General features: G+C 69.6%; 21 protein-coding genes and 1 riboswitch. Of the genes, 8 read left to right on the forward strand and 13 right to left on the reverse strand.

Going from position 1 to position 25,705, the window contains the following annotated elements:
• Window positions 1–126: 126 nt before the first annotated feature.
• From recC to arfB, 4 genes are read left to right on the forward strand one after another with little or no spacing between them, the layout of a single operon-like run.
• Entirely contained in the window at window positions 127–3,465 is a 3,339-nt protein-coding gene (gene recC / locus ABIC50_RS03235) for an exodeoxyribonuclease V subunit gamma (protein WP_354162167.1), read from the forward strand.
• A complete protein-coding gene (recB, locus tag ABIC50_RS03240; protein ID WP_354161524.1) occupies window positions 3,462–7,166 on the forward strand; it encodes an exodeoxyribonuclease V subunit beta in 3,705 nt (1,234 codons plus the stop codon). Before recC ends, recB begins: the two co-directional genes overlap by 4 nt.
• Window positions 7,163–9,526, forward strand: coding sequence for an AAA family ATPase (locus ABIC50_RS03245; protein ID WP_354161527.1), 2,364 nt, complete (start codon window positions 7,163–7,165; stop codon window positions 9,524–9,526). Before recB ends, ABIC50_RS03245 begins: the two co-directional genes overlap by 4 nt.
• Window positions 9,523–9,927 carry an alternative ribosome rescue aminoacyl-tRNA hydrolase ArfB gene (gene arfB, locus ABIC50_RS03250; protein ID WP_012363478.1) on the forward strand — a complete coding sequence of 135 codons (405 nt, stop codon included), beginning with the start codon at window positions 9,523–9,525 and terminating at the stop codon, window positions 9,925–9,927. The genes ABIC50_RS03245 and arfB overlap by 4 nt, the downstream gene beginning before the upstream one ends.
• 56 nt (window positions 9,928–9,983) lie before the next feature.
• On the opposite strand, the gene ABIC50_RS03255 is transcribed toward arfB, so the two are convergent.
• From ABIC50_RS03255 to thiC, 5 genes are all read right to left on the reverse strand, one after another.
• Window positions 9,984–11,264, reverse strand: coding sequence for an EAL domain-containing protein (locus ABIC50_RS03255; protein WP_175655995.1), 1,281 nt, complete (start codon window positions 11,262–11,264; stop codon window positions 9,984–9,986).
• Between the two features lie 596 nt (window positions 11,265–11,860).
• Entirely contained in the window at window positions 11,861–12,787 is a 927-nt protein-coding gene (locus tag ABIC50_RS03260) for a DMT family transporter (RefSeq protein WP_011656437.1), read from the reverse strand.
• A 142-nt stretch (window positions 12,788–12,929) separates the two neighbouring features.
• Window positions 12,930–13,178, reverse strand: a complete 249-nt coding sequence (locus ABIC50_RS03265; protein ID WP_011656438.1) for a hypothetical protein — start codon at window positions 13,176–13,178, stop codon at window positions 12,930–12,932.
• A 200-nt stretch (window positions 13,179–13,378) separates the two neighbouring features.
• A complete protein-coding gene (locus tag ABIC50_RS03270; RefSeq protein WP_006759245.1) occupies window positions 13,379–13,591 on the reverse strand; it encodes a YMGG-like glycine zipper-containing protein in 213 nt (70 codons plus the stop codon).
• Window positions 13,592–13,828: 237 nt separating this feature from the next.
• The gene (thiC, locus tag ABIC50_RS03275; protein ID WP_354161530.1) at window positions 13,829–15,760 is read right to left on the reverse strand and encodes a phosphomethylpyrimidine synthase ThiC; all 1,932 of its coding nucleotides are present in this window, start codon (window positions 15,758–15,760) and stop codon (window positions 13,829–13,831) included.
• Window positions 15,761–15,884: 124 nt separating this feature from the next.
• Window positions 15,885–16,002, reverse strand: a riboswitch (TPP riboswitch).
• A gap of 257 nt (window positions 16,003–16,259) precedes the next feature.
• Here thiC and ABIC50_RS03280 point away from each other — a divergent pair.
• From ABIC50_RS03280 to ABIC50_RS03290, 3 genes are all read left to right on the forward strand, one after another.
• The gene (locus ABIC50_RS03280) at window positions 16,260–16,511 is read left to right on the forward strand and encodes a pentapeptide MXKDX repeat protein (RefSeq protein ID WP_012363482.1); all 252 of its coding nucleotides are present in this window, start codon (window positions 16,260–16,262) and stop codon (window positions 16,509–16,511) included.
• A gap of 94 nt (window positions 16,512–16,605) precedes the next feature.
• Window positions 16,606–17,238, forward strand: a complete 633-nt coding sequence (locus ABIC50_RS03285; protein ID WP_105833796.1) for a cytochrome b/b6 domain-containing protein — start codon at window positions 16,606–16,608, stop codon at window positions 17,236–17,238.
• Between the two features lie 29 nt (window positions 17,239–17,267).
• Window positions 17,268–18,056, forward strand: coding sequence for a molybdopterin-dependent oxidoreductase (locus ABIC50_RS03290; protein WP_126227454.1), 789 nt, complete (start codon window positions 17,268–17,270; stop codon window positions 18,054–18,056).
• A 21-nt stretch (window positions 18,057–18,077) separates the two neighbouring features.
• Here ABIC50_RS03290 and ABIC50_RS03295 read toward each other — a convergent pair whose 3' ends face one another.
• From ABIC50_RS03295 to ABIC50_RS03305, 3 genes are all read right to left on the reverse strand, one after another.
• Window positions 18,078–18,359: a helix-turn-helix domain-containing protein gene (locus tag ABIC50_RS03295; RefSeq protein WP_011656442.1), complete on the reverse strand. Its 282-nt coding sequence runs from the start codon at window positions 18,357–18,359 to the stop codon at window positions 18,078–18,080.
• Window positions 18,356–18,709: a type II toxin-antitoxin system RelE/ParE family toxin gene (locus ABIC50_RS03300; protein WP_011656443.1), complete on the reverse strand. Its 354-nt coding sequence runs from the start codon at window positions 18,707–18,709 to the stop codon at window positions 18,356–18,358. The genes ABIC50_RS03295 and ABIC50_RS03300 overlap by 4 nt, the downstream gene beginning before the upstream one ends.
• A gap of 109 nt (window positions 18,710–18,818) precedes the next feature.
• Window positions 18,819–19,031 carry a hypothetical protein gene (locus ABIC50_RS03305; RefSeq protein ID WP_354161532.1) on the reverse strand — a complete coding sequence of 71 codons (213 nt, stop codon included), beginning with the start codon at window positions 19,029–19,031 and terminating at the stop codon, window positions 18,819–18,821.
• A gap of 173 nt (window positions 19,032–19,204) precedes the next feature.
• On the opposite strand from ABIC50_RS03305, the gene ABIC50_RS03310 reads away from it, so the two are divergent.
• Complete coding sequence (locus ABIC50_RS03310) at window positions 19,205–20,383, forward strand: EamA family transporter (protein ID WP_354161535.1); 1,179 nt, start codon at window positions 19,205–19,207, stop codon at window positions 20,381–20,383.
• A gap of 21 nt (window positions 20,384–20,404) precedes the next feature.
• Here the strand turns inward: ABIC50_RS03310 and ABIC50_RS03315 are convergent, their stop codons facing one another.
• From ABIC50_RS03315 to ABIC50_RS03335, 5 genes are all read right to left on the reverse strand, one after another.
• Window positions 20,405–21,604 carry an MFS transporter gene (locus ABIC50_RS03315; RefSeq protein WP_354161538.1) on the reverse strand — a complete coding sequence of 400 codons (1,200 nt, stop codon included), beginning with the start codon at window positions 21,602–21,604 and terminating at the stop codon, window positions 20,405–20,407.
• A 436-nt stretch (window positions 21,605–22,040) separates the two neighbouring features.
• Complete coding sequence (locus ABIC50_RS03320; RefSeq protein WP_354161540.1) at window positions 22,041–22,865, reverse strand: phosphodiesterase; 825 nt, start codon at window positions 22,863–22,865, stop codon at window positions 22,041–22,043.
• 38 nt (window positions 22,866–22,903) lie between these two features.
• A complete protein-coding gene (locus ABIC50_RS03325; protein ID WP_228907229.1) occupies window positions 22,904–23,935 on the reverse strand; it encodes an ABC transporter ATP-binding protein in 1,032 nt (343 codons plus the stop codon).
• Between the two features lie 24 nt (window positions 23,936–23,959).
• Window positions 23,960–24,856 (reverse strand): ABC transporter permease, encoded by an 897-nt coding sequence (locus ABIC50_RS03330; RefSeq protein ID WP_354161542.1) that lies wholly within the window; start codon window positions 24,854–24,856, stop codon window positions 23,960–23,962.
• A gap of 10 nt (window positions 24,857–24,866) precedes the next feature.
• Window positions 24,867–25,691 (reverse strand): ABC transporter permease, encoded by an 825-nt coding sequence (locus ABIC50_RS03335; protein WP_126227462.1) that lies wholly within the window; start codon window positions 25,689–25,691, stop codon window positions 24,867–24,869.
• Window positions 25,692–25,705 lie beyond the last annotated feature (14 nt).

A 25,705-nucleotide genomic window follows, 5' to 3' on the forward strand; every position in this document is an offset into this window, starting at 1 on the left:
GTCTATCGTATTTCGCGGTCCGCAAAACCTGGCCGTTCGGCCGAGCTTCGTGGTGACGGTCCTTTTGCTATCCTTGGTGCTTCTGTTCGCCCGGCCCGGCCGGCGCGACGCTTCGACACCCGCTTGATGCTCCATCTCTTCTATTCGAACCGTCACGAAACGCTCGCCGACGCACTGCTCGACGACCTCGCCGCGTTCCCGGCCCGCAACGGCCCGTGGGCGCCGCAGCAGGTCATCGTGCCGAGCGCGGCGCTGCGCCGCCGGCTCGAGCTCGACATCGCCGCGCGCCACGGCGTGTGCGCGAACGTCGAGTTCACGTATCTCGCGCAGTGGCTGTGGGCGCAGATCGGCCGCGTACTGACGGTGCCCGCGCGTTCGCCGTTTGCACCCGACCGCCTCGTGTGGCGCTGCTACCGGTTGTTCGCGCAGGCCGCGGGCGGCGCGCCGTGGTTCGCGTCGCCGCGGCTGGCCGCGTATCTGTCCGCGTCCGACGATGCGATGCGCTACGAGCTTGCGCAGCGCGTCGCGGCCGTGCTCGATCATTACCTGACCTATCGGCCCGAATGGCTGGCCGCGTGGCAGGCCGGCGAGTCGGTGCTCGCGGGCGACGCCGCGCCGCGCGGGATCAGCGATGCCGCACGCGACGACGAGCACTGGCAGGCCGCGCTGTGGCGCGCGCTGCTCGCCGAGCTGAGCGACAGCGGCACGCCGCCCGCGCATCGGTTCCTCGTGGAGGCACGCAACCTCGATGCCGAAACCGTCGCTCGCGCCGACTGGCCGGAATCGGTCAGCGTGTTCGCGCTGCCGACGATGCCGCCGCTGCACGTCGCGCTGCTGCGCGAGCTGTCGCGCTGGATCGACGTGCGCGTCTATGCGCTCAACCCGTGCCGCGAATTCTGGTTCGACATCGTCACCGCCGCGCATGCCGAGGCGCTCGATGCGGCCGGCCGGCTCGACTACCAGCAAGTCGGCCATCCGTTGCTCGCGGAGTGGGGCCGGCAGACGCAGGCGCAGCTGCACATGCTGCATGAACTGACCGAAAGCGCCGCGTTGGGCGACGCGTCGCGCTTCGTCGGCAATCCCGCGCCGACCTGGCTCGCGCGCGTGCAGAACGCGATCCTCGACCTGCAGCCGGAGGCCGAACTCGGCGAAGCGCCGGCCGAGCGCGGGATCGAGGTGCACGTGTGCCACAGTCTCGCGCGTCAGCTCGAGGTGCTGCATGACCGCCTGCTCGCGTGGTTCGACGCCGACGCGACGCTGCAGCCGTCCGATGTGCTGGTGGCGGTCGCCGATCTCGCGGCGGCCGGGCCACTGATCGATGCGGTGTTCGGCACGGCGGGCGCCGGCGGCGCGCGCGTGCCTTACCGGATCACCGGCCTGCCGCCGTCGCAGGCGAACCCGGTCGCGCGCGTGCTGCTCGAATGGCTCGCGTTGCCGGAGCGGCAGGTCGGCGCGCCGGAGCTGGTCGAATGGCTGCGCGTCGACGCGGTCGCGGCCCGTTACGGCATCGACGCCGCCGCGCTCGAGACGGTGCAGACCTGGCTCGCGGCCGCCGGCGCGCGGCGCGGGCTGTCGCCGACGGCGAGCGACGATGCGGCGGTGCCGGCGCCGCGCCATACATTCTCCGATGCGCTCGCGCGGCTCTTCCTCGGCTATGCGATGCCCGAAGGCGCGGCACCCGTCGGCGCGTGGCTGCCGATCGAGGCGGCCACCGGCAGCGAGGCCGAACTGCTCGGCCGGCTCGCGCGCTTTACCGACGATCTCGATGGCTTTTCACGGCGGCTCGCCAGCGCGCATACGCCGCGCGCATGGAGCGAACTGTTCGCCGACACCCTCGCGCGCTTCTTCGATTCCGGCGCCGCGTATGCCGATGCGCTCGCGGGCGTGCGCGACGCGCTCGACGCGATGCTCGCCGCGATGACCGAAGGCGCGCCCGACGAGGCGTTGCCCGCGGCCGTCGTGCGCGCGGGGCTGACAGCCGCGCTCGACGATCCGGCGCGCGGCGGCGTGCCGTGGGGCGGCGTCACGTTCTCGTCGCTGACGAGCTTGCGCGGCTTGCCGTACCGCGTCGTGTGCCTGCTCGGCATGGACGACGGCGTGCTGCCGAGCCTCGCGCGCGCGGACGAGTTCGACCTGATGGCCGTCCTGCCGAAGCTCGGCGACCGCCAGCGCCGCGACGACGAGCGCAACCTGTTTCTCGATCTGCTGCTCGCGGCGCGCGACCGGCTGCTGATCGCCTATACGGGGCGAAGCATTCGCGACAACGCGCCGTTGCCGCCCGCGGCGCTCGTCGACGAACTGCTCGACCATCTCGCGCTCGTCACGGCCGGCGCGGACACCGCGCCGGGCGCCGTCGATGCCGCGCGGCGCGCGTTCATCGTCGAGCATCCGCTGCAACCGTTCGCGGCCGAGTATTTCCGGCTCGGTAGCGAACTGGCGTCGTACGACGCCGAGCGCGCGACGCTCGCGTCGCTGCTGGCGGCCGAAGCCGCGCGCGACGCGACGCGCGAGCAGCCGTTCTTCGCGCAGCCGCTGCCGGCCGAGCCGGTCGAGCCCGTTGCATTCAGCGAATTCGAACGTTTCTGGCGGCATCCGGCGCGCGCGCTGCTGCGTGCGCGGCTCGGCATCGTGTTGTCCGACGCGCAGGCCGAACTGCTCGACACGGAGCCGTTCGCACTCGACTTCGCCGGCAGCGACGCGCTCGCCGAGCGCGTGCTGCCGCTCCTGATCGAATCGGATGAAGGCGGCGTGCACGATCATGCGCTGCGCATCGCGGACGCCAGCCCCGAACTGCCCGGCGGCGCGACGGGTGCCGTCTGGCGCGACCAGGCGCTCGGCTCGATGATGCAGCTTGCGTCGAACGTGCGTCGTGCGCTGGCCGACGGCATGGAGCGGCGGCCGTTTACGATCGCGATCGCGCCCGCATGGCCCGACACCGACCAGGCGCTGTTCGGCGCCGATGACGCGATGCTGTCGGGCGACGCGGTGAGTGCGCGGCTCGAATTGCACGGCACGCTGAACCGGCTGACGCCGGCGGGCCAGATCATCTATCGCTATGCGCGGCCGAGCGCGCGTGACTACCTGTCCGCGTGGCTTGCGCACCTCGTCTATTGCGCGGTGGAGCCCGACGGCCCGCGCCGCACGCTGTGGTTCGGCAGCGGCGGCGCGTTCGAACTCACGCCGGTCGCTGCACCGCTCGAGCGTCTCGCGCCGCTTGCCGCGCTGTTTCGCGCGGGGCGGCGCATGCCGCTGCGATTTTTCCCGCGCAGCGCATGGGCACGCGTTTCCGACGGCGAGGCGAAGGCCGCGAGCGTCTGGATCAACGAGCGCGTGGTGAGCGAAGCCGACGACCCGGCCATCGCGATCGCGTGGCGCGGCGCCCATCCGTCGCTCGACGAGCCGTTCGGCACACTTGCGCGACTCGTGTTCGAGCCGATGCTGGAACATCTGAAGGAGATCGCATGAGCGCCGCATCGCAGCCGCAGGCGGCGCTCGAACTCGACGTGTTCGCGTGCCCGCTCGACGGCGTCAACCAGATCGAGGCGTCGGCCGGTACCGGCAAGACGTGGAACATCTGCGCACTGTACGTGCGGCTGCTGCTCGAGAAGGATCTCGGCGCGGACGAAATCCTCGTCGTGACCTTCACGAAGGCCGCGACCGCCGAACTGCACGAGCGGATCCGCGGGCGGCTCGCGCAGCTCGCGCATGCACTCGATACCGGTGACGACGGCGGCGATCCGTTCGTCGCGCGCCTGCTCGAGACGACACTCGGTGACGCCGGCACGCTCGACCCCGAGACCGCCGCGAAGCGGATCCGGCGCGCGTTGCGTGCATTCGACCAGGCGGCGATCCACACGATCCACGCGTTCTGCCAGCGTGCGCTGCAGGAAGCGCCGTTCGCGGCAGCGATGCCGTTCGCGTTCGACATGCAGGCCGACGATGCGGCGCTGCGCTTCGAACTCGCGGCGGACTTCTGGCGCACGCGCGTCGAACCGATAGCCGCGCGCTGGCCCGGCTTCGCGACGTGGCTCGTCGATTCGGGCGCGGGCCCGGCCGCGCTCGACGCCCAGCTTGCGCGCCGGTTGAAGAAGCCGCTCGCCGCGCTGCGCTGGGACGGCGTCGTCGAACCGGACGAATCGGCGGAGGCCGCTGCCGCCGAGTGCTTTGCGGAGGCGGCACGGCTGTGGGCCGACGAGCGCGATGCGATCGACGCGTTGCTGCGCGCCGCGCAGCCCGCGCTCAACCAGCGCTCGCACAAGCCCGACGCGCTCGCCGATGCACTCGCCGCGTGGAGCGCGCATTTCGCGCAGGGCGATGCCGCGGCCGCGCTGCCGAAGGCGGCGCTCAAGCTCACGCGCACCGCGCTCGCGAAGGCGACGAAAAAGGGCGGCGTGACCCCCGAGCACGCGTTCTTCGACGTGGCCGACGCGCTCGAAGCGGCGGTGGCCGCGGCCGAGGCCACGCAGCGCGCCCGCTGGCTCGCGCTGATCGCCGACTGGCTCGACACCGCGCCGGGCGAGCTGGCCGAACGCAAGCGTACGCGTCGCGTCGTGTCGTTCGACGACCTGCTCGCGAACCTGTATCACGCACTGCACGCGCACCCGTGGCTCGCCGAGACGCTGCGCGCGCGCTATCCGGCCGCGCTGATCGACGAATTCCAGGATACCGACCCGCTGCAGTTCGCGATCTTCAACCGGATCTTCGCGCCGGGCGGGCCGCTCTTTCTCGTCGGGGACCCGAAGCAGGCGATCTACAGCTTCCGCGCGGCGGATCTGCATACCTATCTCGCCGCACGGGCAAGCGCGAGCGCGTGCTATACGCTCGCGGTCAACCAGCGCTCGACGCCGGCGATCGTCGACGCGTGCAACCGCTTCTTCATGTCGAACCCACGCGCATTCGTGCTCGACGGGCTCGACTATTACGCGGTGCGCGCCGGCACGCGCGTGCGCGCACGGTTCGTCGACGCAACCGATCCGGGCCCGGCCGGCGATTTCCGGATCTGGTCGCTGCCGGGCGGCGATGGCACGCTGCTCAAGCGCGATGCGCAGGCGCAGGCCGCGCAGGCATGCGCGGCCGAGATTGCCCGGCTGATGCGCGGCGCGCGCGAGGGCCATGCGCGGCTCGGCGATACGCCGCTGTCGCCGGGCGACATCGCGGTGCTGGTGCAGACGCACCGGCAGGGCAGTCTCGTGAAGCGCGTGCTCGCCACGTGGGGTATCGGCAGCGTCGAGCTCGCGCAGGCGTCGGTGTTTTCGACCGGCGATGCGGAGCAGCTCGAGCGCGTGCTGGCGGCGATCGACGCGCCGGGCGACTTGCGGCGCTTGCGCTCGGCGCTGGCCGCTGACTGGTTCGGCCTCGATGCCGGTGCGCTGTGGCGGATGGAGCAGGGCGACGGCGACGCGTCGCGCGAAGCGGCTGACAGCGCGGACGCGATGAGCTGGGTCGAGCGCTTCTCGCGCTATCGGCTGCTGTGGCGCGAACGCGGCTTCGCGGTGATGTGGCGCACGTTCACGCGCGAGCTGCGCATCGCCGAGCGGCTGATGGCCGGCGCGGACGGCGAGCGCCGCGTGACCGACATCAACCATCTGGCCGAACTGACGCAGGCGCGCGCGTCCGCGCAGCCCGGCATCGCGCCGACGCTGCGCTGGCTCGCCGCGCAACGGCTCGACGGTGGCGGCGAGGAGGCACAGCTGCGCCTCGAATCCGACCGCAACCTCGTGCAGATCGTGACCGTGCACAAGTCGAAGGGCCTCGAATACGCGGTCGTGTTCTGTCCGTTCCTGAACGACGGCGGGCTGCGCGAGCCGCCCGCGTCGGGGTTGCCGGACGCGCGCGAGTATCACGACGACGCGGGCGACGCCGTGCTGCATTACGGGTGCGACGACGAAGCCGCCGAGCATGCCGCGCGCCAGGCGCTGCGCGAACAGGCGGCGGAACGCGCGCGGCTCGTCTACGTGGCGCTCACGCGCGCGGTGTATCGGTGCTATCTCGTCGCCGGGCCTTATCTGTCGTCGCGCTCGACCCGCGAGGCACGGCGCAGCGTGCTGAACTGGCTCGTGGCCGGCGCCGGCCAGTCGTTCGACGCGTGGCTCGACGAGCCGCCCGACGAAGCGGTGCTCGACGCGGCGTGGCAAGCGCTGGCCGGCGGCCCCGTGAGCGTTGCGCCGTTGCCGGTGCCGGCTCGGCGCGAACGGCTCGCGGCCGGCCACGATGCAACGCAGACGCTCGCGGCACGCCATGCGACGCGCGTGCTGCGCGACGCGTGGCGGATGGCGAGCTTCAGTTCGCTGACGGCGTCGATGGCGCGCGAGGAGGCGGGCGTCGCGGTCGTGCCGGACGACGAGCTTCGGCCCGATCACGATGCGCTAGCCGCCGTGACGCCGGACGGCGCGTTCGTCGCGGTCGACACGATCGCTACCGAGCCGCCGGACGACGACATCCTCCGGTTTCCGCGCGGTGCGGCAGCGGGCGAGTGCCTGCACCGCCTGTTCGAACTCAGCCGCTTCACGGAGCCCGATTCGTGGCATCAGGCAGCGCTCGGCGCGCTGCACGACCGGCCGGTCGAGGCCGAGCCCGAACTCGCGACGCGTCTGCCGGCGATGATGGCGCGGCTCGTCGACGATGTCGTGCGTACGGAGCTCGTGCCGGGCATGCGGCTTGCGGATCTCGACCCCGCCAGGCGGCTCGACGAAATGGGTTTCCTGTTCCCGGCGCCGTCGCTGGAGCTGGGCACGCTGCGCCGGCTGCTGGTGGCGCACGGCTATCCGGACGTGGCGCTCGACTCGGGCATGCTCGCCGGTTTCATCAAGGGTTTCATCGACATGATCGTCGAACACGACGGCCGGTTCTGGATCGTCGACTGGAAGTCGAACCATCTCGGCAATACGCCGGATGCGTATGGCCCGCGCGCGCTCGACGTCGCGATGGCCGATCACGCGTATCACCTGCAGGCGCTGCTCTATACGGTCGCGCTGCATCGCTATCTGCGCGGGCGGCTGCCCGACTACGACTACGACACGCATATGGCGGGCTACCTGTACCTGTTCGTGCGTGGCGTGCGGCCCGACTGGCGCAGCGGCGGCGAACCGGCCGGCGTGCATGCGCGGCGGCCCGCGCGCGAACTCGTCGACGCACTCGACCGGATGATGGAAGGGGGCCGCGCATGAACGCGTCCGACGATACGCTCGAATTCACCGGCGGCCTCGTCGCGCGCCTGCCCGAGCCCGCGGATTTCGGCATCGCGCTCGCGGAAGGATTCGCGCGCCGCATGGGCGACCTGTCGCGCCGCGCGGGTGCGCCGGCCGTGGCCGCACGCTGGGCGGCGCGTGCCGCGTTCGCGGCGAGCCGGGCGACCGCGGGCGGCCACGTGTGCGTGTCGCTGGGCGCGCTCGCGCAGCGCTACGAGGAGCCGGTCGACGACGTGCGCGCGGCGCTTGCCGCGAGCGGCGTGGTGGCGTTCGGTACGCTCGCGCGCGGCGACGAGCGGCCGCTGATCGTCGACCGGCTCGACCATCTGTATCTGTCGCGCTATTTCGACTACGAACGGCGGCTCGCCGATGCGCTCGTCGCGCAGGCCGGCGTCGCCGCACCGGGCGACGCGCTGTCGCCCGAGCGCTTGCGCGACAGTCTTGCGCGTTACTTCGGGCCCGCGACCGGCGAGGTGGACTGGCAGCGCGTCGCGGCGATCGTTGCGCTGACAGGGCGCGTGACGATCGTCAGCGGCGGCCCCGGCACCGGCAAGACAACGACCGTCGTCGGGGTGCTGGCTTGTCTGCTCGACGCGCATCCGGGGCTGCGGATCGCGCTGGCGGCGCCGACCGGGAAGGCCGCGCAACGGATGCAGGAAGCGTTGCACGCGCGGGCGGGCGACCTGCCGCCGGAACTCGCCGCGCGCCTGCCCGACACGTCGTACACGCTGCATCGCCTGCTGGGCGGCGGCGGAGCGGCGGGCTTCCGCCATCACCGCGACAATCCGTTGCCGTATGACCTGATCGTCGTCGACGAGGCGTCGATGATCGACGTCGCGCTCGCCGCGCATCTGCTCGATGCGCTCGCGCCCGGCGCACGGCTCGTGCTGCTGGGCGACAAGGATCAGCTCGCCGCGGTCGAGGCCGGCGCCGTGTTCGCCGAACTCAGCGCACGGCCGACGTTTACCGCCGCGGCACGCACGCGCATCGCGGGTGCGCTCGGGATCGACGAAGCGGCTTTCGTCGCGGCGTTGCCTGTGCCGGACGGCGAGGCGGCGGCGGTTGCGGCGCCCGCTCCAGCTCCGGCCTCAGCGCCAGCTCCGGCATCCGCGCCGGTGTCGACGAGCGCCGCGCGCAAGCCGCCGGCGCGACGGAACGTGGATACGCGCCAGGCGTCGCTGTTCGACGACGATCCGCAGGACGAAGCAATGTCCGCTGCCGATGTCGTGCCGCCGGCCGTGTCGTTGCCAGCCGCGGCGCCCGGGCCGACCGACATCGACAGTATCGGCGCTTCCGCCGATCCTGCATGGATCGAAGCCGAGGACCTAGCGTGGCTCGACGCGATCGAGCTCGCGCCATTCGATCCGGCCGATGCAGCCGATGCAGCCAATGCGGCAAATGCAGCCAATGCGGCAAATGCGGCAAATGCGGCAAATACCTCGCTTGCATCGGCCGTCGCAACGCAACCCGACGACCACGCCGCAGCGTCACCCGCGCCCGCACCGCTTGCAGACTGCGTCGTGTGGCTCGAACGCAATTACCGTTTCGGTCTCGATTCGCCGATCGGCCGCCTGTCGCTGGCGATCCGCCGCGGGGACGTGCAGGCCGCGCTCGATGCGTTGCCGACGGACGATGCCGCTGCCGCGTCGTTTCATGACGACGCGGGCGATACGCTTGCGGCGTCGACGGTCGAGCGGCTCGCGCGCCGGTTCGGCGCGTACCTCGACGCATTGCGTACCGCGTTGTCCGAGCCGGTGCCTGACCCATTGCCGCTGTTCGATGCGCTCAACCGTTTCCGGATCCTGTGCGCGACGCGCACCGGATCGCGCGGCGCCGAGCACGTCAATGCGCTGGTGGCCACGCACGTGCGACATGCCGCGCGCGTGCCGCTCGCGGTCGGCGCACACTGGTTCACGGGACGGCCGATCATGGTCACGCGTAACGACTATGCGCTCGGGCTGTTCAACGGCGACATCGGCATCGCGTTGCCGGACGCGCACGGTGTGTTGCGCGTGTGGTTCCGGCGCGCGGACGGCACCGCGCGCGCCGTGTCGCCCGCCGCGCTGCCGCCGCACGAAACCGCGTTCGCGCTGACGGTCCACAAGTCGCAGGGCTCCGAATTCGACGAGGCCGCGCTCGTGCTGCCGGCATCGTTCGGGCGCGTGCTCACGCGCGAACTTGTCTATACGGCCGTCACGCGCGCGCGCACGCGCGTGCAGGTGATCGGCCCGCGGCGCGTGCTCGCGCAAGCGGTCGCGACGCGCACGCAACGCGATTCGGGCCTCGCGGCCCGCGTCGACGAGGCGCTCGCGCGGCGTCGCAAGGAGCCGTCGCGATGATGATCCGCTACACGCTCGATCCGGCCGAAGTCGAATGGACCGCCGTGCGCGCGCAGGGAGCCGGCGGACAGAACGTCAACAAGGTGTCGAGCGCGATTCACCTGCGCTTCGACATTCGCGCGTCGTCGCTGCCGCCCGTCATCAAGGAGCGGCTCCTCGCGCTGTCCGACCAGCGCATCACGCGCGACGGCATCGTCGTGATCAAGTCGCAGGAATACCGCACGCAGGAGAAGAACCGCGACGCGGCGCTCGCGCGGCTCGATGCGTTGATCGGCAGCGTCGCGTACACGCCGCGTGCGCGGGTCGCGACACGCCCGACGCGCGCATCGAAGGAGCGGCGGCTCGAACACAAGTCACGTCGCAGCGCGGTGAAGTCGGGAAGAGGGAAGGTGACGGACTGACGAAGGGCTAGGCTGGGCTGGCCGGCGTTGCGCACGGTTCCGGGCCGCCGAGCGCGCTACCGCATCACGGTGCCCGCGCTGTCCAGCACGAAGTCGACGCAGAACACGACGAGGCGGCTTTGCGCGCGAATCGCGACCGCCGCGGTATAGCAGTCGCGGCCTTCGGTCAGCGAGAAGTGCGGGCCCATCAACGCGACGCGTCCCGGCGCAGCGATTGCGCGCTGGAAGTACGGGCGTCGCGACCAGTTGCTGTGCGTTTCCGGAAACAGCGGCGAGAGCCGGGTGCCGCCCGCCTGGCCGTCCTCGGGGGGCGCGCCGATCGACGGCAGGAACTGTTCGCCGATCTCGTCCGTGACGAACACGCGGCGCGCGGCCGGCACCGTGAAGACGCGCTGGGCGGCGTCGTTCAGGTCGCCGCTCGCGGAAAACGCGGCTGCGCCGGCGAGCACGAGCCGCTCGATCGCGTCGAAGCCCGGCTGCTCGGCGCTCCCCGGCGTATGCCGCTGCGCGATGAAACGCTGCCACGCGGCATCGAGCATCGCGGGCGCCGCGGCGCTCGCATGTGCGATCGATCCATCGGGCTGGCCGAACTGAAAGCCCTGGACGAAATCGATATCGGCGTCCATCAGCGCCTGCAGTGCGTCGTCGTTTTCGACACCCTCGGCGAGCACCATTGCGCCGGCCTGGTGGAGCATCGATACCAGGTGATGCATGATGCGGCGATCCTCGCCCGAGCCGGTCGCACGTTCGACGAGCGAGCGGTCGAGCTTGACGATATCCGGCCGTGCGCGCCACACGCGGTCGAAATTCGAGAATCCGGTGCCGAAATCGTCGATCGCGATCAGGAAGTCGCGATGCTGGATCATGTCGATCGTGCGGGCGAGCGCGGCTTCGTCGCGCGACGGCTGCTCGACGACTTCCAGCACGATGCGGTTCGGCGGGAGTGCGAAATGCCGGCACAGCGCCTCGACGAATTCGCGCTGCACGAGGCCCGAATCGAGCACGCGCGGCGTCACGTTCAGGAACAGCCAGCCGTCGCCGATGCCTTGCGCGACGAAGTTGGCCGTATGCAGGCAGCGCGCGAGCCGGTCGAGCAGCAACGCGTCGGCGGCCGCGCGCGTCTTGTCGAACAGTGCGACCGGCGACACCAGCGTGCCGTTCGCGTCCACCACGCGCAGCAGCGCTTCGTAGCCGACCACGCGTTTGTGCGTGATCGACAGCACGGGTTGGAACACGCTGCGCAGCGTCGTCTCGCGATACGTGGCGATCCAGCCGCTGGGCGTCGGCGTCAGGCGTTCGAGCAGGGATTCGAGCGAGAGCTCGCGGGAGGCCTTCATGTCAGTGGTGCGCTGGCGCGCTCCGGGGGGCCGTGTCGTGCCGCCACGCCGAAGCCGTCGCACGCGCAGGTGGACGCGAAAGAACGTGGCGCATCGTGACCGCCTTCTGCGGATGAGTGTCCCGAGTGTAACGGGAATGGCGCGGCGCGCGTATCAGGGTTACTCCAGACGCAAACGCTACACAGCACGGGGGCGGGGTTGTCCGGCCGGAAACATGCACCCCGCGAGGGCGCCGGTCGAGCCGCGGCGACAGCGCAACGTGGCCCGCATGCATTGCGTGCGAAGAATGCGGCGGGATTCCGAAAACGGTGGGGCCGGAAGGCTACGCACCGCGCGAGGTCATCGGCGTCGGGCGAAAGACGCCGTGCTTCGGCGCGTATCGGTGGGCGCGCGGTGCTCGAAGAAGACCGAGAACTGACAACGGGCGCGTCACGCGAAACAGAGAACCGGTGGGGCGCCGGCCGCCACGCTCACCGCCGTTCAGTCCGCTCAGGCTGCTCAGTCCGCTCACACGCTCACACCGTTCACACCACTCAGGCAGCTCAGGCAGCTCAGTCCACGTAGTCCGCTCCGGCCGCACAGTCAGCTCAGGCCGCTCACGCAGCTTCCTCCCCCCGCGGGCGGACCCCGGGAATCCGCTTGATCACGCCGGTCGCAAGCGCGGTGCCGACGAGCACGATCGCGCAGCCCTCGAGCATCACGACCGATACGTGTTCACTGAGGAACAATGCGCCCCACAGCAGCCCGAACACCGGGATCACGAACGTCACGGTAATCGCGCGGGCAGGGCCGACATGCGCGATCAGGTAGAAGAAGATGAAATACGCGATGCCCGTGCACGCGATGCCGAGCGCGAGCACCGCGCCCCATGCATGTGCACTGACCGCCGCCGCAGGCCAGGTCGCGATTGCAAACGGCAGCAGCAGCACGGTCGAGCCGATCATGCTGCCGGTCGCGTTGACGAGCGGATCGACGCCGCTGAGCTTGCGCTTCGTATAGTTGGCCGCGATGCCGTACAGCAACGTCGCGCCGAGCGCGGCGACGGCAGCCAGCGCGGTCGCGCTGGCGCCGGTGCTGCCGTGCGCGTTCGCGATCTGATCCCAGACGAGCGTGAGCACGCCGGCAAAGCCGATCACGAGGCCGAGTGCGCGCGGCAGCGACAGCTTGTCCTTCAGCCATACGTAGGCGACGAGCGCGCCCCACAGCGGCGTGGTCGCGTTGATCACCGAGGTCACGCCGGCCGACAGCGTCAGTTCGGCATAGGCGAACAGGCAGAACGGCGCGCCCGAGTTCAGCAGGCCCACGACGAACAATGGCCACGCATGCCGGCGCAGCCGCGCGGCGAGGTCGGCGGGCTTGAAACGCGTCAGCGCGAGGCCCGTCAGGAACAGCGCGCCGATGCCGACGCGCAACGCCATCAGCGGCGCGACGCCGAATTCGGCGACGCCGATCCGGATGAACAGGAACGACGCGCCCCACAGGGCGGCGAGTACGGTCAGCAGAAAGGCGTTCTTGGGCGACATCGAGGGGGGCGGGCGTGGGGAAGGGATGCGCTAAATCTTACACCGCGCTACCACGCCGTCGTTTCACGATCGGATGAAACGACAAGAAACGGGAACTCCGCTCGCTGCCGCCGCGAGCCGGCCGGATGGCCGGCTCGGTGGCTCAGTGATGGCGATGGCCGCCGCGTCCGCCGAAACCGAAGTTCAGTGACAGCGCGGGGCCCCAATAGCCGCCCCATGCCGGCGCATACGCGGGGGCCGGATAGTAGTACGCGGGGCCGGGCTCGACATACACCGGCGCGGTCTGTACCGGCGCCGCTGCGTAATAGCCGGACGGATAGTAGCCGTAAGGGTAGTAACAACCGGCGAGTGTCGCGCACGCGAGCGCCGCGGCGACGAGGGTCCTGTTCATGATGTTTCTCCGGCGTAGCCGGCAATCGGCGGATGCTTAAAGCTTAGGCCGCACGACGATGACGCGGTGCGCAAAACGGTAACGGATCATTTCCGCGCGTCGGCTGCGCCGGATGCGAAAACGGCGCTTCCGCAATGCGGAAACGCCGTCTGGTCAAAACTGGAACGTGCCGCGCGTCGCGCGGCACGCGTGGGGCCGGCTTACTTGCCGACCTGGTTGCCGATCAGGCCGCCGGCTGCCGCGCCGCCGAGCGTCGACAGTGCATTGCCGCCGATCGCCGCGCCGGCTACGCCGCCGACACCCGCACCGATTGCCGTATCGCGCTGGCGCCGTGACATCGAATCGCAGGCCGACAGGCTGGCCACCGTCGCGACCAGGAGCGCGTATACCCCAAAACGCCGAATCGAGTTCATGATCGTTGTCCTTGTGGTAGTGGGCGGAAGTCGCGCGACCCCCGGGTCGCGCATGACCCCAATCTACGCGCCGTACCCCCACGCTGCTGTAAGGACTTGTTAAGCCTGGTACGGTTTCGTAATCAATTGTTTCCCGCGCCTGAGCAGGCATGCGTGATGCGGGCGCAAAAAAGCCCGCTCGAAAGCGGGCTTCCTGCAGGGCGTCACGAGGCGATCCGTGCGGATCGCTATGCGCGCTTACTGACGGTGATAGATCTCGGCGCCGGTCTTCACGAACTCGACCGCCTTGACTTCCATCCCCTTCTTCAGCGCCTCGGTTTCCGACACGCCCTGCTGCGCGGCGAACTCGCGCACGTCCTGCGTGATCTTCATCGAGCAGAAGTGCGGGCCGCACATCGAGCAGAAGTGGGCGACCTTCGCCGAGTCCTTCGGCAGCGTCTCGTCGTGGAACTCGCGCGCCTTGTCCGGATCGAGGCCGATGTTGAACTGGTCTTCCCAGCGGAACTCGAAACGCGCCTTCGACAGCGCGTTGTCGCGCACCTGCGCGCCGGGGTGACCCTTGGCGAGGTCGGCGGCGTGCGCGGCGAGCTTGTACGTGATGATGCCTTCCTTCACGTCGTCCTTGTTCGGCAGTCCGAGGTGTTCCTTCGGCGTCACGTAGCACAGCATCGCGGTGCCGAACCAGCCGATCATCGCGGCGCCGATGCCGGACGTGATGTGGTCGTAGCCCGGTGCGATGTCGGTGGTCAGCGGCCCGAGCGTGTAGAACGGCGCTTCCTTGCACCAGTCGAGCTGGAGATCCATGTTCTCCTTGATCAGCTGCATCGGCACGTGGCCGGGGCCTTCGATCATCACCTGCACGTCGTGCTTCCACGCGATCTGCGTGAGCTCGCCGAGCGTCTTCAGTTCGCCGAGCTGCGCTTCGTCGTTCGCGTCGTAGATCGAGCCGGGACGCAGGCCGTCGCCGAGCGAGAAGCTCACGTCGTACGCCTTCATGATCTCGCAGATATCTTCGAAGTGTTCGTACAGGAAGCTTTCCTTGTGATGCGCGAGGCACCACTTCGCCATGATCGAGCCGCCGCGCGACACGATGCCCGTCATCCGGTTCGCGGTGAGCGGCACGTACTGCAGCCGCACGCCCGCATGGATCGTGAAGTAGTCGACGCCTTGCTCGGCCTGCTCGATCAGCGTGTCGCGGAAGATTTCCCAGGTGAGATCCTCGGCCTTGCCGTTGACCTTTTCGAGCGCCTGGTAGATCGGCACCGTGCCGATCGGCACCGGGCTGTTGCGGATGATCCACTCGCGCGTTTCATGGATGTGCTTGCCGGTCGACAGGTCCATCACGGTGTCGCCGCCCCAGCGGATCGCCCACGTCATCTTGTCGACTTCCTCGCCGATCGACGACGTAACGGCCGAGTTGCCGATGTTCGCGTTGATCTTCACGAGGAAGTTGCGGCCGATGATCATCGGCTCGGATTCCGGGTGGTTGATGTTCGCGGGAATGATCGCGCGGCCGCGCGCGACTTCGTCGCGCACGAACTCGGGGGTGATCTCGGCGAGTGCGTTCGCGCCGAAGGCCGCGGCGCCGAACGCCTGGCCCGGGTGCTGGCGGCCCATCATCGCGGCGAGCTTCGCGCCGTTCGGGCCGCTCGACTTCAGGCTCTCGATGTACTCGGCGCGGCGCTGGTTCTCGCGGATCGCGATGTATTCCATTTCCGGCGTGATGATGCCCTGACGCGCGTAGTGCATCTGCGTGACGTTCTTGCCCGGCTGCGCGCGGCGCGGGTTGCGGTGCAGGCCCGGGAAACGCAGGTCGGCGGTGGCCGGGTCGGCCGCGCGCTCGAGGCCATACTGGCTCGACAGGCCGTCGAGCACCTCGGTGTCGCCGCGCGCTTCGATCCAGCCCTGGCGCAGCGCGGGCAGGCCCGCGCGGATGTCGATCTTCGCGTCCGGATCGGTGTACGGGCCCGACGTGTCGTACACGTAGATCGGCGGATTCTTTTCGCCGCCGAAGCCGGTCGGCGTGTCGGCCTGCGTGATTTCACGCATCGGCACGCGGATGTCGGGCTGCGAGCCGGTTACATAAACCTTTCGCGAATTGGGCAGCGGCGCGACGGCAGCGGCATCGACGTGGGCGTCGGCGGACAGAAACTTCGGATTGGCGTTCATGCAATCTCCTGTGTGAGCGCCGGACACGCGCTACGGCGCTTGCCCGGAGCCCTTGACGTATGTGGGGCTCGAGCTAAGCAGGAGACGAGGTTTGGTGAGGCGGCGGATTTCGTCAGAAGGAAGGCGGCGAAATCCGTACGCTTCCCTGCGCTGGCATTATCCAGATCAGGTTCAAAGGGTATTTCTCACCCGCAATGCCGGTTTGTTTGACCGAACGCATTGCAGGACCCCCGCGTTAGCAAGGGCACACGATACACCGGCTTCGCGGCGGTTTCAACCGGGGGCGGAACTTAGGCGAGGGTGCGACCGCAGCATCGCGGGCCGCGCGCGCGGCCGGCGGCGGGGCCGCCAGCACGGCCGCCGCGGCGAAGCGGTGCGGCATCGCGGCCATTCGATTCCTGCCGGAAACGCCGACCAAAAAAAATATTCAAACGGCTGTCATTTCCAGGCTCATGCTGCGTCTATTCGGCTCCTTAAACCCATGTACCGGAGAGATGTCATGAAAAATGGACTGCTGGCTGCCTGTGTCGCCGCTTTCGCGATGGTTGCCGTGAGCGCGCATGCGCAGAACGATGCGATGTCGAAAGACGGCACGTCGATGTCGAAGGACGCGATGGGCCACGACGCGATGGCGAAGGACGGCGCGATGAAGAAGGGCACCATGAAGAAGCATGCGATGAAGAAGGACGCGATGGGCCACGACGCAATGGGCAAGACGACGCCGAGCGACAAGATGGCGCCGTCGAACTGACGCCGGCGGGCGCGGCAGGCGGTGCGTGCATTGCATCGCCCGCCGCGCCGTATGAGGGCGTGTGCATCATTCCCGCATCTCCGGAGGTTTCATCATGCAAACCGTTCCCGCCACAGGTCGCGACGCGGCGTCACCGCCCGCGCGCCCGATCCATCCGGTGTGGGTGCGCGTGAGCCACTGGCTCAACGCGCTCGCGGCGATCCTGATGGTGTTGTCCGGCTGGCGCATCTACGACGCGTCGCCGATCTATCCGCCGTTCACGTTTCCTCACGGCATCACGCTCGGCGGCTGGCTGGGCGGCGCGCTGCAGTGGCATTTCGCGGCGATGTGGCTGCTCGTCGCCAACGGATTGTTCTACCTCGCGATGTCGATCACGACCGGGCGCTTCGCGCGCATGCTGCTGCCGGTCACGCCGGCGTCCGTTTGGCGCGACCTGCGTGCCGCACTGCGCGGACGGCTGTCGCATGACGACCTCGGCGTCTACAACGCGGTGCAGCGCACCGCGTACCTGACCGCGATCGTCGACCTCGTCGTGCTGGTGCTGTCAGGGCTCACCATCTGGAAGTCCGTGCAGTTTCCGCTGCTGCGCGAGCTGTTCGGCGGCTACGACATGGCGCGCGTCGTGCATTTCTGGGCGATGTCGCTACTGGTCGCATTCGTCGTCGTGCACGTCGCGATGGCGTTGCGCGTGCCGCGCTCGCTGCTCGCGATGCTGCGCGGACGTTGACCCGCACCGTGCGGGCAAAGGGGATCATCATGTCGGAATCCGAAAGCACGCGCGACGGTTCGCGCTGGACGCTCGACCGCAAGTCGCTCGAACTCGACGTACGCCGCACGCTCGACATGCCGTCGCGGCGGCTTTTCAACCGCCGCATCCTGACGCTCGGCGGCCTGACGATGCTGACCGGCTGTTCGCTGCACGACGACGCGTCGGTCAACACGTTTCTCGAGCGGGTATCGCGGCTGAACGATCGCGTGCAGGCGTGGATCTTCAGTGGCGAGCGGCTCGCGCCGACCTATACCGAAGCCGACATTACGCGGCCCTTCCCGTTCAACGCGTACTACGGCATCGACGAGGTGCCGCACGTCGACGCGGCGACGTACCGGCTGATGCTGTCGGGCCGCGTGACGGGCAAGCGCGTGTGGACGCTCGACGAGCTGTATGCGCTGCCGCACGCGGAGCAGATCACGCGGCACATCTGCGTGGAAGGGTGGAGCGCGATCGGGCGCTGGGGCGGCACGCCGTTCGGCGCGTTTCTGGCGCGCGCGGGCGCCGATACGCACGCGAAATACGTCGGCTTCAAATGCGCGGACGATTACTACGAAAGCATCGACATGCCGACCGCGCTGCACCCGCAGACGCTGCTCACATTCGACTACGACGGCCAGCGCCTGCCGCCGGAATTCGGCTTTCCGATGAAGCTGCGGATGCCGACCAAGCTCGGCTACAAGAATCCGAAGCACATCATGGAGATCTTCGTGACCGATACGTTCCCGGGCGGCTACTGGGTCGACCAGGGGTACAACTGGTTTGGCGGATCGTGAGCGGCGGGGCTTGCCGATGCGTTACGCCGATTGGCGCACCTGCAGATCGACGCGCAGGCCGACGGCCGACGCCATGTTCACGAGCGCGTCGAGCCCGAACAGGTTGATCTTGCCGCGCAGCAGGTCGGACACGCGCGGCTGCGTGACGCCCAGTTGTTTCGCGGCCTGCGCCTGGCTGAGTTCCAGCTGCGCGATGCGCTGCTTGAGCGCGATCATCAGTTCGGAGCGCAGCTTCATGTTCTCGGCCTCGGCCGGCTGGCCCTCGATTGCATCCCAGACATTCGTATAGCGTTCGTTGCTCATCGTTTCCTCTCGATCGTCAGCGCGCGATAGCGCCGGGTGGCCAGTTCGATATCGGCCTGGCAGGTGCGCGCCGATTGCTTGCGGAAGCAGTGCAGCACGTAGATCGCGTCGGCGAATGTCGCGACGTAGATGATCCGGAATGCGCCGCTCGCATCGCGCAGGCGAATTTCCCGCACGCCGGGGCCGACGGTGCGCATCGGTTTCCAGTCGTCGGGCGCCAGACCGCGCTGCACCTGGTCGATCTGGTGACCGGCTTCGCGGCGCGCGGGCAGCGGAAAGCCGCGCAGCGCGTCAAGCGCGCCGCCGACGAAGACAACCGGCTTCGGCGGAAGAATGGTTGGATTATACAAAATTTTGTATGGGTGGTGTGCGAATCGAATGAACGGAATGTCGGCGGCCCGACGGCAGGCCGATCGTCACGATAAGCGCGAAGCGACACCTGCAGCGCATGACTGGCCATCAGGCCGAGGTATCGAACGTGGCGCGGGGGAAGGGTTCGAGCACGGCGCTCGCGACGCCCGTACAGCGCGTATCCGGCCCCGGGTCCACCGTGAGCGGCGGCCCGAAAATGTCGCGCCGAAACGTCAGTCGATATCCTTTCAGACGGGTCCGACGATGCTTTCGAATCCGTGATGCCATAATGCCGAGCATTGCGTGGACGAAGCCGTTCACGCACGTTTTCGTGACCCTCTGCCGCCGCTCGCCGGTTCTTATTCGTCGCCGTTCGCACCGCCATGTCGTTCCGCACGTTTGTCTGCGCCTTCCCGGTCCCGTCAGGGCCGTTTGCCGGTTTCTCCGGTGTCTTTCAGCGCAGCGCGCGGCACGTCGTGCAGGCAGGCTGACCGATGACACCGCTCGACCGCCTCCTCGATTTCCTCGCCCGCCTGCCGTTCCGGATCCGCCTGCCGCAAAGCCGCGGCGGCCGTGTCGCACTGGCGCTGGTATTCATCTATTTCGTCTGGGGTTCGACCTACAGCGGCCTGCATTTCGCGCTGCAGTCGTTCCCGCCGCTGCTGCTGTCGGGGCTGCGCAACCTGCTCGGCGGGATCGGCCTGTTCATCTTCGCGCTGCGGCGCAAGCCCGAATGGCCGACGCTGCTGGAAATCCGCAACTCGGCGATCGTCGGCACGATGCTGGTCGCGCTGTCGTCCGGCACGATCGCGCTCGGGATGCGCACGGTCAGCAGCGGCTCGGCCGCGGTGATGGTCGCCACGGTTCCGCTGTTCGCGACCGTGATCGCGGCGGTGGCCGGGCGTCCGGTGACGAAGGGCGAGTGGTCGGCCGTCGCGCTCGGGATGGTCGGCATCGTCGTGCTGAATTCGGGCGGCGCAGCTGCCGCGAACTCGGCGCTCGGCACGATCTGCGTGCTGGCCGGCGCGCTGTTCTGGGCGGGCGGCGCGCATCTGTCGACGCGGCTCAAGCTGCCGTCGGACCTGTTCCTGTCGACGTCGCTGCAGATCGGTCTCGGCGGGCTGATGTCCACGCTGGCCGCGTGGCTGCTCGGCGAGCGCATCGAGCAGGTCACGGCGGCGCCGGTGTTCGCGTTCCTGTACCTGATGGTGTTCTGCACGATGGCGGCGTACGTCGCGTACGGCTACCTGATTCGCCACACGAGCCCGATCATCGCGAGCAGCTGCATGTACGTGAACCCGATCGTCGCGGTCGCGCTCGGCGCGCTGATGCTCGGCGAGCCCGTGACGATGGCCACCGTGATCGCGACGGTCGCGATTCTCGGCAGCGTCGGGCTGTCGTTCCTGTTCGATCCCGCGCGCCGTCCCGCGGCGCGCGCGGCGGCCGACGTTTCGCCGGCCGTGGCGACCGGCTCGGCGGCGGCGCCTGCACCGGCACCTGCACCGGATCAGGCCGCGGTGCCGGATCCGGCGCCGATCCTCACGCCTTCCGCGATACCGCTTGCGGTGCCGACCCCGGCCGCCGTCGTGGACCCGGCCGCGGTCATGGACCCTGCTCAGGCATTCACGCCGCCACCCGCAGACGAACCGGCCGAGTCGCGCGCCCGCGCGTGACGCCGCCGCGCGCGGCGCAGGTCAGCCGCGTTGCGCGCCGCGATGGTGGAACCAGGCGGCGAGCGCGGTAAACAGCAGGCCGGCCGCGCACATGCCGATCCAGCCGAATGCATGCCACGCGGCGACGCCGACCGACGAGCCGAGCGCGCCGCCGATGAAGTAGCACACCATGTACACGGTGTTCACGCGGCTGCGCGCGTCGGGCTTCAGCGCGTAGATGCGCGACTGGTTCGAGATTTGCGCGGCCTGCACGCCGACATCCAGCACGATCACGCCGATCACGAGCCCGACGAGGCTCGTCCCCGACAGCGCAAAAATCACGAACGACGCCGCGAGCAGCGCGATCGCGAGCGAGATGATCGCGCGCGGGCCGCGCTTGTCGGCGAAACGGCCCGCGTAAGGCGCGGCCAGCGCACCGGCCGCGCCGACGATCCCGAACAGCCCGGCGGCCTGCGGGCCGAGATGGAACGGCGCGCCGGCGAGCAGCAGCGTGAGCACCGGCCAGAACGCGCTGAACGCGGCGAACAGCGCGGCGCCCGTCAGCGACGCCTCGCGCAGCCCGCGCAGTTCGACCGCCAGATGCCACATCGAGCCGAGCAGCTTGCCGTACGACAGCGTCGACGTCGGCGAACTGCGCGGCAGTCGCAGCACGATCACCGCGGCCAGTGCGGCGAGCGCCGCGACCGACACACCGAATACCGCCCGCCAGCCGAAATATTCGGCGACGAAGCCGGCCGCCGTGCGCGCCAGCAGGATGCCCAGCAGCAGGCCGCTCATCACGGTGCCGACCGCATGGCCGCGCTCGGCGGGCGGCGCGATCTCGGCCGCGAACGGCACGGCCTGCTGCGCGATCGTCGCGAGCACGCCGATCGCAAGGCTCGCCGCGGCGAGCACCGCCAGCGACGGCGCGGCCGCGGCCACGATCAGCGCGATCGACAGGCCCGCGATCTGCAGCAGGATCAGCCCGCGGCGATCGAAACGGTCGCCGAGCGGTGCGAGCAGGAACATGCCGGCCGCATAGCCGAGCTGGGTCGCGGTCGGCACCGCGCCGATCCACGACGCGCTGTCGGGAAAGGCCGAGCGGAAGCTGTCTAGCAGCGGCTGGTTGTAGTAGATGTTCGCGACCGACACGCCCGCGATCGTCGCGAGCAGCAACAGCAGGCTGCGCGAGTAGTGGGGCGAGGCGGCGTCGGTCGGACGGTCGGTGGAGGCGGCGGACATGGCGGCAACGGGTCGGAGTGGGACGGCGTGGCGCGCGGCGCGGCGTCGGATGCGCGGGCGGCGGGGCGCCAATCGAGCGTGCCGATCATACCGGAGCACCGGGAATCATGCCGGGAGGGCAGCCACGTGGCCAAGCGGCCAAGCGGCCAAGCGGCCAGGCGGCCAGGCGGCCAAGCGACCAAGCGACCAAGCGACCAAGCGACCAAGCGACCAAGCGACCAAGCGACCAAGCGACCAAGCGACCAAGCGACCAAGCGGTCAAGCGGTCAAGCGGTCAAGCGGTCAAGCGGCCAAGCGGCCAAGCGGCCAAGCGGCCAAGCGACCAAGCGGTCAAGCGGCCGGCGTGAGCGGGCGCTCGACCGGCCGCTACCGGCACCGCCCGGCCGCAGCGAGCGCCGACGGGCCGCCGCCCGTCATTCGTTCGCGATGCGCGTCGTCAGTCGACCAGTTCCCCGCTCGGTTCATAGAACGGATAAGGCCCGTCGCCTTCGTCCACGTACACGTGATGGGACGTCATCCCCATCTGCGGCGTATGGACGTGCACCGCGAATGCGGGCGGCTCGAGCCGGAACGCCGACGGCCCGTCCGCGCGCAGGTCGAACGCAACCTGGTGCGCGGGCGCCGGCACGGCCGACGCGAGCGTGCCGCCGAAGCGCGTGAACATCGTCCGGTGCACGTGGCCGCACAGCACGCGTTCGACGTTCGGATAGCCGCGCAGCAGCGCATCGAGCTTCGCGGCGGCGGCGGGCGCGAGGCGCAGCGCGTCCATGTGCCCGATTCCGGACACGAACGGCGGATGATGCAGCGCGACGATCACCGGCCGGTCGCGCGCGGCGTCGAGCTGAGCGGCGAGCCACGCGAGCCGCGCGTCGCACAGGTCGCCGTGGCTCGCGCCGGGCACCTGCGAGTCGAGCGCGAGCACGCGCACCGCGCCGACGTCGAGCGCGTATTGCACGAACTCGCCGTCCTGCAATTCGGGGCGATCGGCGAACGCGCGGCGCAGCCCCGCGCGATCGTCGTGATTGCCGACCATCAGGTAATACGGAATCTCGAGCGGCGCGAGCAGGTCGCGCAGATGGCGGTATTCGTCGTCGTGGCCGAAATCGGTCAGGTCGCCCGTGACGAGCACCGCGTCGGGGCGCGGCACCAGCGCGTTCAGCTTCGCGATGCAGCGCGCGAGCGCGGCGGCCGTGTCGACGCGCCGGTACGCGAGCTGGCCCGGACGCTTGATGTGGAGATCGCTGATTTGAGCAAGCAGCATCGTCGTTCCTCGGAATGTCGGGTTATCGTGGGGCGCGGTTATGCGGCGAGCGCGATCAGGCCTTCCGCCGCGATCGCGATGCCCACCGCCGTGCCACGGGCGAGCTCGATGCGGCCCGGCACGTCGATGACGAGCGCGTCGGGCGCCGCCTGCTCGATGGTGAGCCGCGTGCGCTCGCCGAGGAACGCGCACGCGCCGATCGCACCGCGCAGCGGCGCATGCGCGGGATCGGCGAGCTGCGCGTCTTCCGGGCGGAAGAACCACTCGTCGGCGGCGTGCGGCGTGACGATCGCGCCACCCGTCGTCACGAGCGCGCCATCGCGCCATTGTCCCGCAAGCCGGTTCAGCGTGCCGATGAACTGCGCGACCGTGCGGTTCGCCGGCCGGTAGTAGATGTCGCGCGGCGTGCCGATCTGTTCGATCCGGCCCGCGCCCATCACGACGATCCGGTCCCCGAGCTCCATCGCCTCGGCCTGGTCGTGCGTCACGTACACGGTCGTCACGCCGAGCTCGCGCAACAGCGCATTCATCTCGCGGCGCAGCACGTCGCGCAGCTTCGCGTCGAGCGCGGTCAGCGGTTCGTCGAGCAGCAGCACGCGCGGGCGCACCGCGAGCGCGCGCGCCAGCGCGACACGCTGGCGCTGGCCGCCCGACAGCTGATCGACCGGTTTGTCCGCGTGCGCGTCGAGCCGCATCATCGCGAGCAATTCGTCGACGCGTTCGCGCAGCGCGCGCGGCTCGGTCTTGCGGATCTTCAGTCCATAGCCGACGTTGCCGCGCACCGTCAGGTTCGGAAACAGCGCGTAGTTCTGGAACACCATGCCGACCTGGCGGCGTTCGATCGGAAGCGGCGTCACGTCGTCGCCGCCGAATGCGATCGTGCCGCCGGCGTCCGGCGTGTCGAGGCCGGCGATCAGGCGCAGCGTCGTCGTCTTGCCGCAGCCCGACGGGCCAAGCAGCACGAGCGTCTCGCCCGCGCCGATCGAGAGGTCGAGCGGTTCGAGCACGCGTGTGCCGCGGAACGTCTTCGCGCAGCGGGTCAGGGTGATGGGCGTGGAATCGAGTTTCATGGGATCGGTAAAGTCAGCACAGGGTCAGCGCGGGCGGCGCTTGAGCGCGCGCGTGCCGGACGGATCGACGCCGAGCCACTGCATCGCGACGAGGAGCGGCAGCGTCATCAGCAGGAACACGATCGTGTAGGCGCTGCCGACTTCGAGACGCAGCGACGCATAGGTATCGGCGAGTCCGACGGGCAGTGTCTTCGTGTCGGGCGTATGCAGCATCCACGTCAGGTTGAATTCGCCAATCGACAGCGCGAGCACCGCGAGCGCGCCCGCGACGATGCCGGGGCGCAGGTTCGGCAGCACGATCGTCACGAAGCGCGTGACGAACGACGCGCCGAGGCTCGCCGCGCCTTCCTCAAGCGTGCGCAGGTCGGCACCCGCCGCGACGGCCGCGACCGCGCGCACCATGAACGGCAGCGTGAACACGACGTGGCCGGCGACGATGAACCACAGGCTCATCCGGAACGCGGTGAAGCCGCCGTACACGACCAGCAGCGCGAGCGCCGACGCGAGGCCCGGCAGCGCGACCGGCAGCACGAGCGCTTCCTCGATCATGCGGGCGACGCGGCTCTTGCTGCGCGCGAGCGCATAGCCGGCCGGCACGCCGACGGCGAGCACGATCGCGAGCGTCGCGAACGCGACGCCGAGCGACAGCGCGACCGAGCCCTGGTATTGCTGCCACACCTGTTCGAGCCAGCGCAGCGTGAGGCCGCTCGACAGCCCGCGGAAATAGTTGACGGTGAGGCCCGCGAGCACCGACATCACGACGGGCACGATCAGGAACGCGCACAGCAGCAGCGTGACGCTCCATTGCAGCGCGGCGATCGCGCGCGCGCCCGTGACGCGCGGCGCGCGTCGTGCGACGCCGTTCGCATGCGACGGAGCGGGCGCCGGCGACGGCGCGGACGAACGGGAAAGCGATTGCATGAAGGAATCCTCAGGCCGCGGCGGCGGCGGTATGGCCGGTGAACCGGCGCGCGAGCGCGAGCACGGCCCACGTGACGATGCCGAGCACGATCGACAGGCCGGCCGCCGTCGCGATGTTCGCGTTCAGTGTGAACTCGGTGTAGATCGTCATCGGCAGCACGTTCAGGTCGGTGGCGAGCGTAAACGCGGTGCCGAATGCGCCCATCGCGGTCGCGAAGCAGATCGCGCCGGCCGCGATCAGGCCCGGTGCGAGCGCCGGCAGCACGATGTCGACGAAGATGCGCCACGGCGACGCGCCGAGCGAGCGCGCGGCCTCCTCGAGCGACGCATCGAGCTTCGACGCGGCCGCGATCACGGTGACGATCACGCGCGGAATCGAGAAGTACAGGTAGCCGACGAACAGCCCGGCAACCGAATACGCGAACACCCACTTGTCGCCGGTCAGCTTCGCGGACAGCATGCCGATCAGCCCTTGACGCCCGGCCAGCATGATCACCATGAAGCCGACCACGACGCCCGGGAACGCAAGCGGAAACGTGAGCAGTGCGAGCAGCACGCGCTTGCCCGCGAAGTCGCGGCGCGCGAGCAGCAGGCCCGAGATCGTCGACAGCGCGAGCGTCGCGAGCGTGACGCCGGCCGACAACGCCACCGTTTCGCCGAGGCTCTTCATGTAGCGCGCGTTGCCGAGCAGCGTCGCGTACTGCGTGAAGAACGCGCCGTCGGCGGACACGTGCACGAGCGCCGCCATCGGCAGCAGCCAGAATGCGGCGAACACCGCGAGCGCCGGCGCGACGAGTGCGACACGCCAGCGCAGCGGGAAAGTCAGATCGAGCATCGCTTGGTTCCAGC

The sequence above is a fragment of the Burkholderia sp. 567 genome (genome assembly GCF_040545115.1).
Classification (GTDB): Bacteria; Pseudomonadota; Gammaproteobacteria; order Burkholderiales; family Burkholderiaceae; genus Burkholderia; species Burkholderia ambifaria.

Bases quoted from the DNA above. Each gene is read 5' to 3' on its own strand.
- ABIC50_RS03255 (WP_175655995.1), bottom strand. From the start codon at position 11,264: ATGAAGGCCTCCCGCGAGCTCTCGCTCGAATCCCTGCTCGAACGCCTG.
- ABIC50_RS03280 (WP_012363482.1), top strand. From the start codon at position 16,260: ATGAAAAATGGACTGCTGGCTGCCTGTGTCGCCGCTTTCGCGATGGTT.
- ABIC50_RS03290 (WP_126227454.1), top strand. From the start codon at position 17,268: ATGTCGGAATCCGAAAGCACGCGCGACGGTTCGCGCTGGACGCTCGAC.
- ABIC50_RS03330 (WP_354161542.1), bottom strand. From the start codon at position 24,856: ATGCAATCGCTTTCCCGTTCGTCCGCGCCGTCGCCGGCGCCCGCTCCG.
- thiC (WP_354161530.1), bottom strand. From the start codon at position 15,760: ATGAACGCCAATCCGAAGTTTCTGTCCGCCGACGCCCACGTCGATGCC.
- recC (WP_354162167.1), top strand. From the start codon at position 127: ATGCTCCATCTCTTCTATTCGAACCGTCACGAAACGCTCGCCGACGCA.
- ABIC50_RS03320 (WP_354161540.1), bottom strand. From the start codon at position 22,865: ATGCTGCTTGCTCAAATCAGCGATCTCCACATCAAGCGTCCGGGCCAG.
- ABIC50_RS03335 (WP_126227462.1), bottom strand. From the start codon at position 25,691: ATGCTCGATCTGACTTTCCCGCTGCGCTGGCGTGTCGCACTCGTCGCG.
- ABIC50_RS03310 (WP_354161535.1), top strand. From the start codon at position 19,205: ATGACACCGCTCGACCGCCTCCTCGATTTCCTCGCCCGCCTGCCGTTC.
- ABIC50_RS03260 (WP_011656437.1), bottom strand. From the start codon at position 12,787: ATGTCGCCCAAGAACGCCTTTCTGCTGACCGTACTCGCCGCCCTGTGG.
- ABIC50_RS03245 (WP_354161527.1), top strand. From the start codon at position 7,163: ATGAACGCGTCCGACGATACGCTCGAATTCACCGGCGGCCTCGTCGCG.
- recB (WP_354161524.1), top strand. From the start codon at position 3,462: ATGAGCGCCGCATCGCAGCCGCAGGCGGCGCTCGAACTCGACGTGTTC.
- arfB (WP_012363478.1), top strand. From the start codon at position 9,523: ATGATGATCCGCTACACGCTCGATCCGGCCGAAGTCGAATGGACCGCC.
- ABIC50_RS03315 (WP_354161538.1), bottom strand. From the start codon at position 21,604: ATGTCCGCCGCCTCCACCGACCGTCCGACCGACGCCGCCTCGCCCCAC.
- ABIC50_RS03325 (WP_228907229.1), bottom strand. From the start codon at position 23,935: ATGAAACTCGATTCCACGCCCATCACCCTGACCCGCTGCGCGAAGACG.
- ABIC50_RS03265 (WP_011656438.1), bottom strand. From the start codon at position 13,178: ATGAACAGGACCCTCGTCGCCGCGGCGCTCGCGTGCGCGACACTCGCC.
- ABIC50_RS03270 (WP_006759245.1), bottom strand. From the start codon at position 13,591: ATGAACTCGATTCGGCGTTTTGGGGTATACGCGCTCCTGGTCGCGACG.
- ABIC50_RS03295 (WP_011656442.1), bottom strand. From the start codon at position 18,359: ATGAGCAACGAACGCTATACGAATGTCTGGGATGCAATCGAGGGCCAG.
- ABIC50_RS03285 (WP_105833796.1), top strand. From the start codon at position 16,606: ATGCAAACCGTTCCCGCCACAGGTCGCGACGCGGCGTCACCGCCCGCG.